Source organism: Desulforapulum autotrophicum HRM2, assembly GCF_000020365.1.
In the GTDB taxonomy this organism is placed as follows: Bacteria; Desulfobacterota; Desulfobacteria; order Desulfobacterales; family Desulfobacteraceae; genus Desulforapulum; species Desulforapulum autotrophicum.
In genome coordinates, this window is sequence record NC_012108.1 from 5,256,875 (window position 1) to 5,270,565 (window position 13,691).

Annotated in this window: 11 protein-coding genes; 3 read left to right on the plus strand and 8 right to left on the minus strand. The window is 51.6% G+C overall.

The genetic code is table 11. The features are described 5' to 3' along the window. Nucleotides 1-7: 7 nt before the first annotated feature. The gene (locus HRM2_RS23105) at nt 8-1,165 is read right to left on the minus strand and encodes an ABC transporter substrate-binding protein (protein WP_015906442.1); all 1,158 of its coding nucleotides are present in this window, start codon (nt 1,163-1,165) and stop codon (nt 8-10) included. A 418-nt stretch (nt 1,166-1,583) separates the two neighbouring features. Between HRM2_RS23105 and HRM2_RS23110 the strand changes: the two genes are divergently transcribed. Beyond that, the gene (locus tag HRM2_RS23110; RefSeq protein WP_015906443.1) at nt 1,584-2,765 is read left to right on the plus strand and encodes a BaiN/RdsA family NAD(P)/FAD-dependent oxidoreductase; all 1,182 of its coding nucleotides are present in this window, start codon (nt 1,584-1,586) and stop codon (nt 2,763-2,765) included. Here the strand turns inward: HRM2_RS23110 and HRM2_RS23115 are convergent. Beyond that, nucleotides 2,753-3,565 (minus strand): HAD family hydrolase, encoded by an 813-nt coding sequence (locus HRM2_RS23115; RefSeq protein ID WP_015906444.1) that lies wholly within the window; start codon nt 3,563-3,565, stop codon nt 2,753-2,755. The two genes, HRM2_RS23110 and HRM2_RS23115, sit on opposite strands and share 13 nt — an antisense overlap. Before the next feature lie 270 nt (nt 3,566-3,835). Here HRM2_RS23115 and HRM2_RS23120 point away from each other — a divergent pair, with 270 nt between their 5' ends. Continuing rightward, nucleotides 3,836-4,753, plus strand: a complete 918-nt coding sequence (locus tag HRM2_RS23120; RefSeq protein WP_015906446.1) for a glycine cleavage system protein H — start codon at nt 3,836-3,838, stop codon at nt 4,751-4,753. A 2-nt stretch (nt 4,754-4,755) separates the two neighbouring features. On the opposite strand, the gene HRM2_RS23125 is transcribed toward HRM2_RS23120, so the two are convergent. The 6 genes from HRM2_RS23125 to HRM2_RS23150 all read right to left on the minus strand — a co-directional run bounded on the left by HRM2_RS23125 (nt 4,756) and on the right by HRM2_RS23150 (nt 11,267). Beyond that, nucleotides 4,756-5,874: an NAD(P)/FAD-dependent oxidoreductase gene (locus HRM2_RS23125; RefSeq protein ID WP_015906447.1), complete on the minus strand. Its 1,119-nt coding sequence runs from the start codon at nt 5,872-5,874 to the stop codon at nt 4,756-4,758. A 14-nt stretch (nt 5,875-5,888) separates the two neighbouring features. Next, nucleotides 5,889-6,719 carry a rhodanese-like domain-containing protein gene (locus HRM2_RS23130; protein WP_041274284.1) on the minus strand — a complete coding sequence of 277 codons (831 nt, stop codon included), beginning with the start codon at nt 6,717-6,719 and terminating at the stop codon, nt 5,889-5,891. A gap of 355 nt (nt 6,720-7,074) precedes the next feature. Further along, a complete protein-coding gene (locus tag HRM2_RS23135) occupies nt 7,075-7,683 on the minus strand; it encodes a hypothetical protein (RefSeq protein ID WP_015906449.1) in 609 nt (202 codons plus the stop codon). Between the two features lie 147 nt (nt 7,684-7,830). Then, nucleotides 7,831-8,373 (minus strand): hypothetical protein, encoded by a 543-nt coding sequence (locus tag HRM2_RS25685; RefSeq protein WP_049770505.1) that lies wholly within the window; start codon nt 8,371-8,373, stop codon nt 7,831-7,833. Next, nucleotides 8,370-9,722: a sigma-54-dependent transcriptional regulator gene (locus HRM2_RS23145; RefSeq protein ID WP_015906451.1), complete on the minus strand. Its 1,353-nt coding sequence runs from the start codon at nt 9,720-9,722 to the stop codon at nt 8,370-8,372. The genes HRM2_RS25685 and HRM2_RS23145 overlap by 4 nt, the downstream gene beginning before the upstream one ends. Nucleotides 9,723-9,737: 15 nt before the next feature. Further along, the gene (locus HRM2_RS23150) at nt 9,738-11,267 is read right to left on the minus strand and encodes an ATP-binding protein (protein ID WP_015906452.1); all 1,530 of its coding nucleotides are present in this window, start codon (nt 11,265-11,267) and stop codon (nt 9,738-9,740) included. A gap of 233 nt (nt 11,268-11,500) precedes the next feature. Here HRM2_RS23150 and HRM2_RS23155 point away from each other — a divergent pair, with 233 nt between their 5' ends. Next, on the plus strand, nt 11,501-13,597 hold the full coding sequence (locus HRM2_RS23155) for an ASKHA domain-containing protein (protein ID WP_015906453.1): 2,097 nt from the start codon (nt 11,501-11,503) through the stop codon (nt 13,595-13,597). Nucleotides 13,598-13,691: the final 94 nt, after the last annotated feature.

Sequence of the window (13,691 nt, forward strand, 5' to 3'; positions counted from 1 at the left end):
AAATCTCCTAATCGGTCAACAGGTTCCAGGTTTGATTTTTGATCTCAACCATGACAAAGGCGCTTGATGTGAGACCGTTGTGGTCTTCGGGGGAAAAGGAAAAACGACCCGTCACACCCACATGGTCTTTGATATTTTCAAGGGCGTTGCGCACCTTCTGCCGGTCACCGTCGCTTGCCTTTAACGCCTCGGCAACCAGGGTCATGGCATCGTGGGCATACCCGCCGAATCCAGACACGGCCCCACCGTACTTAGACACATACATGGTTTCATAGTCTTTAAGGATCTGCTTCTGGGGATCATCCGCCGGGAGCTGGTCCATGACAAGGATTTTGCCCGACGGCAGCACAATGTTTTCTGCAGCCTCACCCGCAAGGCTGATGAACTTGGCTGATGCCACACCATGGCTCTGGAACAGGGGGATATTTATTTTGAGCTGTTTCAGGTTCTTTGCAACAACGGCAGGTCCGGGATTGGTTCCCCAGCAGATGATGGCATCGGGAGAGGCCCCCTTTAATTTTGTCAACTGGGGGGTGGTGTCCGTGTCCTTTGCGCCAAAGCTTTCTTTAGCAACAATGGTGATACCATAATCCCCGGCAAGGGAGACAAGCTGCTCCTGGCCACTTTCGCCAAACGAATTGGAAACGGTGATGATCCCCACCTTTTTAATAGATTTGGCCTGCATATGTTCATACAGGGCAGAAACGGCGAGACGGTCGCTCTGGGCCGTCTTGAACACCCAGGGTTTCACGGGCGAAGTGATCTTGATGCCTGCGGCACAGCTGATCAGGGGAATTTTGGCCCGTTCGACAAAGTTGACAATGGCAAGGGTGGTAGGGGTAGTGCTCGGTCCCACAATGGCGATAACCCCGTCCCTGTGAATGAGCTTGTTTACTGCGCTCACCGCCTTTGCAGGATCACCTTCTGAGTCGTAGATCACGGCTTCGAGCATATGGCCGTCAATGCCGCCGGCAGCATTGATCTTATCGACCATCATCTCCATGGTCTTTTTTTCAGGATCGCCCAGGAACGATGCCCGTCCCGTGGATGAAAAAATACCGCCGATCTTGTAGACCGATGCAGCATGGAGGATTGACAGGGGACCCACCGCAAGGGTGAGGACGATGACAAGTTGAACGATTCGCTTCATACAATTGATGGACATGGGACAATTTCTCCTGATAAACGTGTGCGTTAATGTTCAGGAGTCAAACCAGGCGGCCGGCAGTTGGAAATCCGGTCTCCTGAAAACAAAAAAACCATGGATTTCCTGACTGGTTCAGTCTGTCCATGGTTTCGACTCTCGTGGTATCCTTCAGGCTCTCTAAAAGATTCCTCCATGGCCAGACTTCATAAAGAAGCCACCAAAAAAGGTAAACCTAAAAAATAAGAAAGCGCTGTTGTTCATATTTCCCCGTATAATAAAATTATTCGTTCGAATATAGAAGAAGGTTTTCATTGTGTCAAGTGTTATTTTAAGGGGATACGCCTTTTAAACAGAGCCGATTCCATGGTATAGGAGAAATGAGAATTCAGGACCATGGCCATAAAACCACGAAGATATTAAAGGTAAATAACCATCAATGGCAACAACAGACGTCATCATCATCGGGGCAGGTGCTTCAGGCCTTGTGTGTGCAATCGAAGCTGGCAAAAGGGGCAGGCGTGTCCTTGTGCTTGACCACCAGAAACACCCCGGACAAAAAATCCTCATGTCCGGCGGGGGCCGGTGCAACTTCACCAACCTTTGTGTGGAGGCTTCCAACTACATCTCAAGAAATCCCCACTTCTGCAAGTCAGCCCTGAGCCGGTTTACCCAGTGGGATTTCATCGCAAAACTGGACAATCACAAGATCCCCTTCCATGAAAGGGACCACGGCCAGCTGTTTTGCGATAACAGTGCAAGGGATATCCTGGAGATGCTGGAGGCTGAATGCAGGCAGGCAAAGGTGAACTTCATGTTTGAAACACAGATAAAAAGCGTGGACAGAAAAAACGACCAGATGTTCCAGGTCTCAACGGACAAGGGTGAATTCACAGCATCGTCCCTTGTGGTGGCAACGGGCGGGCTCTCCATCCCCGGGGTGGGTGCAACCCCCCTGGGTTATAAAATCGCCGAATCGTTCAACATCAAGGTATGGCCCCCGTCCCCTGGCCTTGTTCCCTTTACCCTCCAACCCCAGGAGAAACAACGCCTGGCAGGACTGTCGGGCATGAGCGTAGATGCCGTGGTCAGCTGTGGACAAACATGTTTCAGGGAAAACCTTCTCTTTACCCACCGGGGACTGAGCGGACCTGTAATCCTGCAGATCTCGGTCCATTGGGAGCCCGGACAAAGCCTTGTGGTGGACCTGCTGCCGGGGGTTGACCTTTTATCACAGCTCAAACAGGCACAGAGCGAACGCCCCAGACAACAGGTAAAATCCATGCTGACCGATCTTCTGCCCAGACGCCTTGTCCAGGCCATGGTCCCGGCAGAACTTGCAGAGGCCCCCCTGGGTTCAGTCTCCCACACCCGTTTTGAACAGATTGCAGCAAGCCTGAAACAATGGGAGGTCAAACCCGGCGGAACCGAAGGGTACAGAACCGCAGAGGTAACAAAGGGCGGAGTGGACTGTGATGCAATTTCCTCCAAAACCATGGAGGCCACCCAAAAAAAAGGGCTATACTTCATCGGTGAAGTGCTGGATGTGACCGGATGGCTCGGGGGATACAACCTCCAATGGGCCTGGTCTTCAGGTTGGGTGGCCGGTCAGTATGCCTGAAACGGGCAGTCCATGGCGACCGGGTCTGCCTGTTTCGGCCTTTTTTCTCCATGGTCCCAAACCTTGGGCGAACAAAGGAAATCGGGCAGCTCAGCCAGGGTCGAAAGGGTAACCCATTCAGACGGGTCAATGGCTGAAAGGCATACATCCTCATGCTCCCAGGTGGTCTCAAAGGGAACATGAACGGCGGTTGCGCCGATGTTGACCACGGGCAGAATATCCGACCGCAACGAGTTGCCCACCATCATGAACTCATGGGCTGCAATCCCATGTTTTCGTAGCACTCGGTTATAGGCGGCCTCATCCTTTTCGCTCAATATCTCCACATGGTCAAAAAAGGGGACCAGGTTGGAACGCGTCATCTTGCTTTCCTGATCCACCAGATCCCCCTTGGTGATAACCATGAGCCGGTATTGCAGGCAAAGGGCCTCAAGCACCCCTTCAATTCCGTCCAAAAGCACCACGGGGGCAGCCAGCATCTGTTGCCCATAATCCATGATCCGCTGGAGATCGATGTGACTCACCCTGCCCCTTCCCACGGCCAGGGCCGTCTCGAGCAGTGAGAGGATAAACCCCTTGACCCCATAGCCAAAAAATTGAATATTCTTCTGCTCCACGGCAAAGAGCTGCGCCCGTATGGATGCCGGGTCAGCATAGCCTCCAAGCATCTCCAGACACTCCTGTTCGACCCTGCGGAACATGGGCTCATTCACCCAGAGAGTGTCATCGGCATCAAAGGCAATCACCCGGACGTTCCGGATATTCTCCATGCCGCTTTGTTTTTTTTCATTTTTCTCCATGGAGACGGACTATACCAGAAGAATGATTCATCTCCAACAAGCATCTTCCATGGCACCGACCTGAAACGATACACCTTGTTTCAAAACAATACACCCCGGGGAGTCCTCAGCCCTTTCTTCAGCCGCTTATTTCCCCACAGTTAGAAAGAATTTAGGATTAAAAATCAGCATGTTAGAGTCATCCCCTCCATTTTTTGGCCCGGGGGCACCACTCTTGCAATCTTTAACTGACAAGGCCAAAGAAAAAACCCCACAAAAAGGAGGCACAAAATGAAACCATCATCCACAAAATTCAGGGTAAAAGGATTCCAGGTCCTTGAGGACCAATGCATCTGGATGTTAAGCGGTGTTGTGAACTTCAGGCTGTGCGACAAGGCTTACAACTGCTACGACTGTGCCTTTGACAAGGCCATGTCCAAGGCCATGGGGCGATCCGGCAACAAAAAACAAGACTGGGCCGACGCCATGAAAGAAAACCATGACGGCGCTTCTCGACCCTGCCGCCACCTTGCCACCGGAAGAATCCAGCAGCCTAAAATCTGCACTAACAACTATGACTGCGGGCGGTGCGAATTTGACCAGATGCTAGACGATGTTGAAGCAACCCAGCTCAGAACCGGGGTCAGCTACCACAAAGCCTCCGGGTTCACCGTGGCCGACGACTACTACTACCACACCGGCCATACCTGGGTAAGGGTGGAGCATGGCGGACTTGCAAGAATCGGGATTGACGATTTTGTCATGCACCTCTTTGGAACGGCAACCATAAACGCTCTACCCAGGGTCGGTACACGGATTACCAAAGACCGTCCGGCATTGACCCTGGCACAGCAGGGCAACCTGGCACCGATACTTTCGCCGGTCACTGGAACAGTGGTTGCAGTGAATCAGCAGGTCCAGAATCACCCGGAGATGATGCACACCCACCCCTATGACAATGGATGGCTCCTCCTTGTCAACACCACCTCCCCGGTAAAGGGATACAACGATCTCTTCTACGGTGACAGGGGAATCGACTTTATAAACGACGCATTTTCGCAACTCAACAGGCTCATGGGAGCGGAATACGAAGGACTGGCTGCAACCGGCGGGGAACCGGTCAGCGACTTTTTCGGCCTGAACCCCGGGGTTGGCTGGGACAGGCTGGTCAACACCTTCCTCACTCCCCGGGAACCGGACAAGAGTTAAGGCTATTTCTTCTCTATGGCCTGGAATCGCCGCATGAACCTGCGGTCAATATAGTCCTTAATCATAAAGGCTATTTTACCGCCAAAGACAATTCCTTTCTTTTTCAACACCCCCTGGCCGTTGCCCAGGTTGAAGATCAACAGATAGTCGGGTCCCGGGTCAAAGGGAATCAGGGGCTCTCCTTCAAGGGATGCCATGAGATTGTGAACCAGGATCGGATTCTGGCGCACCGCATACACCCCGACCTTGTCAAGGGGCCGGTCCTGGAAATGGATGCAATCCCCGCCGCCAAAGATTTCCGGGTATTGGGTCGACTGGAGGTATTGGTTGACAAGAAGCCCCTTGTCCGGTCCCAGGGGAAGCCCGGAATTTTCAAATATGGCCGACGGTTTTACCCCAAGGGCCATGAAAATAAAATCGGTTTTAAAACTCTCCCCGGAATCAAGGGTAATTTTATCTGTCTCAATCTTTTGAGCATACCCCTTTTCAATAATTTCAATCCCCCGGGCCTTGAGAATGGAAAGAATTCTCACCCGTATGGACCGGGGGAATCTTGACATGAATTTTTTGCCTGCAAAAACCTGAATTTCCGGCATATGACGGTTGATCTTTTTTGCCAGTTGCCAGACATTTCCCGCCACTTCGGCCGACGACGGCCCGCCACCGACAATGGCAATCTTTATTTCCCTCTCCTGGAACAGGCGTTTAAGCTTTTCCCCCGCCTCCATGAGTTTTTCAATGGGTTTGACACTGTAAATATTGCCGCCTTCCCCGGTGAACCCGCCCATGGGGACATAACTGCCGGCATTGAACGAAATGACATCATAAAAAAAAGTCTCACCTTTTTCCGTGAGAATACTTTTTTTCACAGGATCAATGGTCATCACCTTGTCCCGGACAAAAACGCCCCCCTGTTTTTTCACCACATCTGCCGTGGCAAACCGAATATCGTCGGGGGTGTAGGTGCCTCCCAGCATACCCGGTCCCATACCTGAATAAAAATGATATTCCGACGGCCCGATGACTGTAACCTTGTGGCCCTTTGCCACAATGGGGCCGATATTTTCAAGCAGGAGCATGTGGGCATGTCCGCCCCCTGCCACTACAAGGTGCTTTCCCATTTTTCAACCCTCCGTTAAAGTCGATCCAATAGCTTTCCCAGACTTGCGATATGAGTTTTTTCTTCATTTGCGATCTTCTGGACAATGGCCTTTGATTCGGGATCCTTGAACGACAGGCTGGCCCGCTGGTACAGGTCCAGGGCCTGGGCTTCAATGGACATGGCAAGGGAGATTACCTCAACTGGAGAATTGAGATCCGGCTTGAACAGATCCAGGTATTCCTGGGTGGAAAGTCCGCCTTCCAGGGCATCGGTTTCAACCAACCGTTCAAACCCCTCCTGGTCCATGGATGCGTCCCCGAGCCGATTGTATGCATCTAAGATCGACGTCTGGTGATGAAGCTCAATTTCCGCAAGCTTGCCAAAGAGGTCTTTCACCTCTTTAAGAACAGCCTTTTTTTCCATGGTAAGGTAAAATTCACGCAATCCCTGTTCCAGGGAATAGGCCGTCGTCAGAACATCCCTGGGCGATTCCTTGCCCGTAAAAAGTTCCATGCCAAGGTCCGGGGCGCCAATGGCTGTTTTTGAATGCCATGCCTTGATACCCCCGGAAACATTGATGACCTTTTTGAATTCCTTGCCTGACAACATCTGGGCAGCAACACGGCTGCGCCCGCCAATGGCACAATAGACCAGGGTTGGTTTCTCAGGATCCAGCTCGGATAACCGATCCGTGAGCTGGCCAAGGGGGATCAACTGTGCCCCGGGGATATGACTCTCCTTATACTCCGAGGGCTGCCTGACATCCAGAATAGTAATCTCATCTCCAGGATGCTGGGTAATATACGTCTCTGCCTGCACGGCATCCAGGGAATCAACCGAGGTAAAAAACTGTTTCCATTTCATGGTATTCTCTCCCAATGTTTTTTTATATGAAACACTCACCAAAGCATTAACATTGGCGGAGTTTCCATATTCGTTGTGGCCGGATGCCATCCCTCGCTCCGGCCGTGCCGGTTTTATATGAAACTCGCTTCGACCGGCTGGCGGAAACGGGTGTTGCCCTTCACTCATTCTCGCAGGCCGTCCATGGCCTGCTCCGAGGAAAATGGCAACTCCTTGGACCTCGTGTCCACCGTTGCCATTTAACCCGTTCAGGGCAACACCCGTTCCCACCGGCCTACTACTGTCGAGTTTCATGCTTCGTTGTGTCCGCCAGGACATGTGGGTTATATGCCCATCCACGGACAGACTGCAAGGATCAAGGCATGGCTGCCAGTTTATCATAGTCTATCGTTTTAGCATAATCGGTCAGGTCTTGCCTGGTGATGCCGCTACCATCAATGGTAATAAAAAAACGGCCGGCAATGACAAGTTTGACATCTCCCTCTCCGGCATTTTCATCGTATGTTACAATGGCCTTCTGTTTTCCGATTTTTTCAAGTTTTCCACCATCAGCGGTGGCGAACATGGGGTTGGAAAACATCATCATCACGCCCTGCATCATGGGCGAATCCGTGATGATTTGAATGTTTATCTGTTTATCACCCCTGGAATAGGCGCGCTCTGCAGATGCGCCGCCTCCGAATATGGCAGCACCAGAGGCACTGGAACTCGCGGTTTCCGAGCGCCACCCATTCAGGGGTGCGGGCAGAAAAGCCTCCAGGCCCTGGGCCTTGTTCTGCATCATCAGCTGGGTGGCGTAATTCAAGCTCTGGATGGCCGCCGATGCGTCCCCTTTTTTGTAAGATTCCAGGCCTTCCGTGATTGAATCGGTGATATCATCGGCAGATACAGCAACGACAGATCCACATACGACCATTCCTGTCATGGCAACAATCATGATCGTTTGCTTTAAGATGGTTTTCATGAACAACTCCCATGGAGATTTTGATATTAAGGATTGATAAGAGCCAAGGGTTCAGCACGATTATCTCAGGACCGCACTGTGGAAATCCATATCAAATAGAGAGTTATTATGTAAAGCAAATAGTAATTATCAACGATGCAAACCAACTCATGGTTCAAACTGCGAAATCGGCGACCGGGCCATGAATTTCACCTGTTCCAGGCAATAGCGGCAAAAACGGTCTGGAATCCGGTCAAGTGCCTTGATGTCACAGGAAAAATTCATGACACACCCATCATCCCAATGGCAGTGGTCGAGCATGCACAGGTGGCCGAACTCGTGCAGGCTGATCTTGGCAAGCCTTTCAGGTTGATCTTTGAGGCGAAAAGCTGAGGCCACGGCAACCCGCCCCCCCTTTCTTGCCTCGCCAAACACAAAGGTGAACACGGGTACAAAAAGGTCCACATCCACCAGGGCTACCACCCGCAGACAGGGTTCGAAATCCGTGGATTCAAGGCTTTTGATGATAAGGGCCGCATCATACTGAATCCTGTGCCGGTCAAAGGCATGGACTGGTGATGGTGCAGGGGCGAAGACCTTCACCTCAATGCCGAGTTCGTCGGCAAAGGCAACTGCCACAGCACTGACCATCCGTTGATCCACCCCTCCCAGGGGAAGTATCCCAAGGGGATGTGCCCCGGAATCGATCACGGTTTTTCAAGTTCATTTCGCCGGATAATCCTGTGGAGGGTGGTTCTGCTCACATCAAGTATCTTGGCTGTCCGGGTGATGTTCCACCCCGTACGGTTCAGAATCCCTGTCACATGATCCTTTTCCACCTGCTTGAGCGTGCCCATTGATCCTTGGGCAGGTGTCGAACCCTCCCCCTGGAACAGGAATCTAAAATCGGCAAGGGTCAGGGTCCTTGATTTTGAAAGCACCACGGCTCTTTCAACGGCATTCTCAAGCTCCCGGACGTTACCGGGCCAGTCATAGCAGATCAGGGCCTCCATGGCGGCCGGATTTACCCGGTCCACCTGGCGATTGGTTTCACTGCTGTATCGTTCAAGAAAATGGTCCACCAGCAGGGGAATATCCGACGCCCTGTTTCTCAGGGCAGGCACCTCAAGGGTGATTACGTTTATCCGGAAAAAGAGATCCTGACGAAAGGCACCGGTCCGGATCATCTGGTCAAGCTTCTGACGTGTGGCGGATATCAGCCTGAAGTCAACCTCCCTGGGGGTTGTCTCGCCGATCTTTGTTATCTTTTTATCCTCCAGCACCCTCAAAAGATCCACCTGCATCCTCTGGCTCACTTCGCCGATTTCGTCAAGAAAAAGAGTCCCACCCTCGACCACCTCAAAATACCCCTTACGGCCGGTATGGGCGCCGGTGAACGCCCCCCGGGTAAAACCAAAGAGCTCGCTCTCCATGAGGGTGTCGGGAAGCGAGCCGCAATTGATGGGAATAAACGGCGAATTTTTCCGGGAACTCTTGGCATGTATGGCCTTTGCCACAAGCTCCTTGCCCGTTCCCGTCTCTCCGAGAATCAGCACAGGAGCATCGGTTTCAGCCACATCGGTTATCATGGTATAAAGCTGCTGCATACCGGCGGATTCGCCGATGATGTTGTCAAACCGGGTCCTCTTGCTCAGCTCACCCTTTAAAAACCGACATTCATTGTCCATGCGTTTCTGGTGCAGAATCTTTTCCATGACCAGGGCAAGCTGATCCGGCTTGAACGGCTTTAAAAGATAGTCGGCAGCCCCCTTTTTCATGGCCGTGACGGCCGTGTCAATGGAACCGTAGGCCGTGATGATAACAACGGACGAATCAGGATAGCGCTCCCTGGTTTGCCGCACAAGCTCCAGGCCGTCCATTCCCGGCATCTTCATGTCCACAAACAGAACGTCAAAGCTCTGCTTTTCCAGCATCCCAAGGGCCGCCTCACCGGACGGTGCCGTGTCCGCCGTGTATCCTTCCTTTTTAAACCAGTGAAACAGGGACTCCCGGACGATGAGTTCGTCGTCCACGATTAAAACGCTGATCTTCTGTTTCATCTGTTTACCTCCTGCCTATAGGTCCGAAACCAGGGGAAAGGTCATCTTGAACGAACTTCCCCCTGCCGCTTGGTTTGTTGCCTTTATGGTTCCCCCGTGGTCCTTGACAATGCCGTAAACAATGGAGAGCCCGAGCCCCGTTCCATGGCCAGCCTCCTTTGTGGTAAAAAAAGGATCAAAGATATGCTCCATATTTTCCTGGCTGATGCCGCACCCATTGTCATTTATTTCCACACAGGCAAGGTCGTCTGTCTCTTTTCTTGACACAATCATGAGTCTGCCCCCCTGGGGCATGGCTTCGATGGCGTTGAAGATCAGGTTGAGAAAACACTGCTGGAGCTGGTTGTTGTTACCCTGGACCACCAGGGGATTATTGGAAAGACGCTTTTCAAGGGTAATCTGTGTCAGTTCAAGCTTGTGCCCGGTGAGGGCAAGGACCGATCTGAGCACCTCGTTCACATCCACCTGGACAAAGGCCTGGGGGGCCTCCCTGGAAAAGGTCAACAGCCCGGACACGATATTGCCGCACCGTTCGAGCTCCCGGGTCATGTGGGAGAGGAACTCCTTGAAACGCTCCATATCCTCGGGCCCTGTTTCACCGTCCCGGACCATGTCGGCCATGATATGGCTGAAGGTGAGCAGTCCCTGGATAGGGTTGTTGATCTCATGGACGCTTGAGGCAACAAGCTTGCCCAGGGAAACGAGCCTGTCCTCCTGGACCACCTTTTTCATGTCCGCCTCAATCTGCCTCACCTTATGCCGCCACCGGTCCTTGATCTGGGAAGTAATTTCCCGCCACAGTTCCACGATGCGGATCACCCGGCCCTGGGAGTCCTTAACAGGATAGGTGGCAATGTTGAAATATGCGGTCTCGCCATTGGCAAGGGGGTGTTCATGGATGATGTGATAGGATTTCCCGGTTTTGACTGTGCGCTCCAACGGACAATCAAACCCCTCTTCCTGGGCATGGCAGGGGGCGTAAAAGCCCTTGACCACATTGTAGCAGTACCTGCCGATCACTTCGTCTTTGGTCTTTCGAACTGCCTTTAAGTACATCTCGTTGGCGTCAATGATGGTGAAATCAACGTTGAGCACCACCACCCCGAGGTTAATCTGCTGGAAAAGAATATCCGTGGACGTTTTTTCCACCAGCACCTCTTCCCGGGCAGAGGCAAGCCGCTGGCTGGTTTCAAACAGATGGCGCAACAGTCTGCCCACATTGTGCTCGATCACCCCGACCCCTTTGGGCCGGGATGCGATCAACTCGGGAAGGGTTTTTGAGTTGGTCAGTTCAATCACGGCGTCAAGATTTACAATCTTGAACAAATTCTTAAAATCATTCGTGGTGTATATACCCATGGCCTTGGCCATGGTAATGCCCTCGGCCATGGGATTGATATCACAGACACCGACAATATGGATGTGCAGATAGGGAAAGGACTCACGTTTCAAGAGTTCAAGGAAAAACCGGCAGGCCCTTCCGCCCCCGACAATGGCGATATTAAAATCCAGCACTTCATGGGGCTTTTGGGAAATATTTTCCATGGTTCCCCCAAATTCAACTGTATCGGTTAACGCATTGAAAATCCATCCTGGGAAATGGCAGATGTATTAAAAAAAGATACCACAATCCTTTGGATAAAAAAAGCAGGTTTAAGGACTATTTGATCCACCCCAAGAAACAGCCGTATTTTCTTGTTTTTTATTGATCAGTTAGGTATGTTTTCCAGCGAACTCAATTTGAAAACTGCAGAACCTGCATTAAAAAAGGAGAGACCATGGGCAAATGCATAAATCACCCCGATACCGAAACACCCTACAAATGCATGAAACACAACATCTACCAGTGCGAACATTGCCTTGAATGCCCGGATCCAGATATCTACTGCAAGTTCAGAACATCCTGCCCAATTTATTTTATGTCAAAAAAGGGATTTGATGTCGAGGAGCAGGAGGCCCTGCCCGTTGGACGCGAGACCGAATTTGAGCCCTGCACCGTCACCTTCTCTCCTGGAAATATTTCCGTCACCGTTCCCGAAGGATCAACCCTTTTACGGGCCGCAGAAAAAGCTGATATTTACATCAACGCCTCCTGCAACGGCAAAGGCTCCTGCGGCAAATGCAGATTAATCCTTGAAGCAGGAAAGGTGGAAAGCACGCCCACCGCCCTTTTAAGTGACAAGGAAAAAAGCAAGGGATATCTCCTGGCCTGCCAGACCCGGATCTTTGGCTCCGAGGTCAAAGTCAGGATACCCGAAGAGACCATAGAAAAAAAGCTCCGAGCCGAGGGTATGGGAAAAGAGGCAACGGAAAAACTCCATGGACTTGTGGAAGTGATCACCCCCATGGTAAGCAAAACCATTCTCCATCTTCCTGCCCCGACCATGGAGGATACGGTGAGTGACCTTGACAGGGTCATCCGGGGATTGAAAAAAAATGGCATCGACACATCAAAGCTGAGTACCAGCCTCAAGGTCATGCAGCAGATCACCGAGGCTTCCCACAAGGGGGACTGGAAAATATGCGTGTCAGTGCTCCATAAAAAATGTTCCAGCGAAATTGTCAAGGTGGTTCCGGCCTACGATGAATCTGTGAGCCTTGGCCTTGCCATTGATCTTGGAACCACCTCCATCGTTGTTTACATTGTGGAGATGGAGACCGGCAAAATCCTGTCCGCAGCATCGGGGCACAATAGCCAGGCGGCCTGTGGCGACGATGTGATCAACCGGATGGTCTGCGCCGAAAAAGACGGGGTAAAAAAGCTCAAGCTCATGGCACTTTCCACCATCAACAATCTGACTAAACAGGCCCTTGCAACCCTTGAGCAGGACCAGTCTGCCATTGAAAACGTGGTCATATCGGGTAATACCACCATGGTTCACCTCCTTTTAGGGCTGGAATCCAAATACATACGAAGGGAGCCCTATATTCCTACCGTATCGGAATTTCCCATTATCAAGGCCGGGGAGATGGGGCTCAGAGCCGCCACCCATGCAGGGGTTTTCATCATGCCGGGGCCTGCAAGTTATGTGGGTGGAGACATCGTATCAGGACTGCTTTACACAGGATTCCACATGGACGAAGCCCTGACCCTGTTCATCGACGTGGGAACCAACGGGGAGATTGTCCTTGGCAACAACGAGTTCCTCATGACCGCAGCCTGTTCAGCAGGCCCGGCCTTTGAGGGAGGCGGCATCCGCTGGGGCATGCGGGCCGAAGACGGCGCCATTGAAAAAATCACCCTTGATCCCGTCACCTTTGTTCCTACCTATGCGACCGTTGAGAATAAACCGGCAAGGGGAATCTGCGGCTCAGGCATGATTGACCTCATATCAGAGATGCTGCTCAAAAAGGTGATCGGCCAGGACGGAAAGTTCAGACTCGACGCCACCCATGACCGCATGACCCTGTTCAAGGATGAACTTGCCTTTATTCTCGAATATGGCAAAAATCTTGCCTCTGAGGAAGATATTATCTTTACCGAGTCGGACATCCGGAGCCTTGTGCTGTCCAAGGCCGCTATCTATGCCGGATTCACCGTGCTTCTTGACGAGGTGGGTATGGATTTTTCCATGGTGGACCAAATGATCATCACCGGCGGATTCGGCCAGCACCTTGACATTGGAAAGGCCGTGATCATGGGGCTTTTACCCGACATTGAGCGAAACAAATTCCACTACAAGGGCAACTCTTCCATTGCTGGCGCTTATATGGCACTTCTTTCAAGGGATTTCAGACAGGAGGCCCTTACCATCTCAAACAACATGACCTATATAGATTTTTCTTCGTCCACACGCTTCATGGACGAATTCATCAAGGCCCAGTTTCTGCCCCACACGGAGATGCGCCTCTTTCCCAGCGTGAAAATAAAATAAACGACATGGCCGGAGCAGGTTATCTGCTCCGGTCCAACAAATAATACACGCCTCTAATTGCAATGATTCAAAGGATGTTTCATTGAATATTTAA

Excerpts from the sequence above, each read along its gene's own strand:
- HRM2_RS23105 (WP_015906442.1), bottom strand. The coding sequence starts at position 1,165 with ATGTCCATCAATTGTATGAAGCGAATCGTTCAACTTGTCATCGTCCTC.
- HRM2_RS23110 (WP_015906443.1), top strand. The coding sequence starts at position 1,584 with ATGGCAACAACAGACGTCATCATCATCGGGGCAGGTGCTTCAGGCCTT.
- HRM2_RS23115 (WP_015906444.1), bottom strand. The coding sequence starts at position 3,565 with ATGGAGAAAAATGAAAAAAAACAAAGCGGCATGGAGAATATCCGGAAC.
- HRM2_RS23120 (WP_015906446.1), top strand. The coding sequence starts at position 3,836 with ATGAAACCATCATCCACAAAATTCAGGGTAAAAGGATTCCAGGTCCTT.
- HRM2_RS23125 (WP_015906447.1), bottom strand. The coding sequence starts at position 5,874 with ATGGGAAAGCACCTTGTAGTGGCAGGGGGCGGACATGCCCACATGCTC.
- HRM2_RS23130 (WP_041274284.1), bottom strand. The coding sequence starts at position 6,719 with ATGAAATGGAAACAGTTTTTTACCTCGGTTGATTCCCTGGATGCCGTG.
- HRM2_RS23135 (WP_015906449.1), bottom strand. The coding sequence starts at position 7,683 with ATGAAAACCATCTTAAAGCAAACGATCATGATTGTTGCCATGACAGGA.
- HRM2_RS23145 (WP_015906451.1), bottom strand. The coding sequence starts at position 9,722 with ATGAAACAGAAGATCAGCGTTTTAATCGTGGACGACGAACTCATCGTC.
- HRM2_RS23150 (WP_015906452.1), bottom strand. The coding sequence starts at position 11,267 with ATGGAAAATATTTCCCAAAAGCCCCATGAAGTGCTGGATTTTAATATC.
- HRM2_RS23155 (WP_015906453.1), top strand. The coding sequence starts at position 11,501 with ATGGGCAAATGCATAAATCACCCCGATACCGAAACACCCTACAAATGC.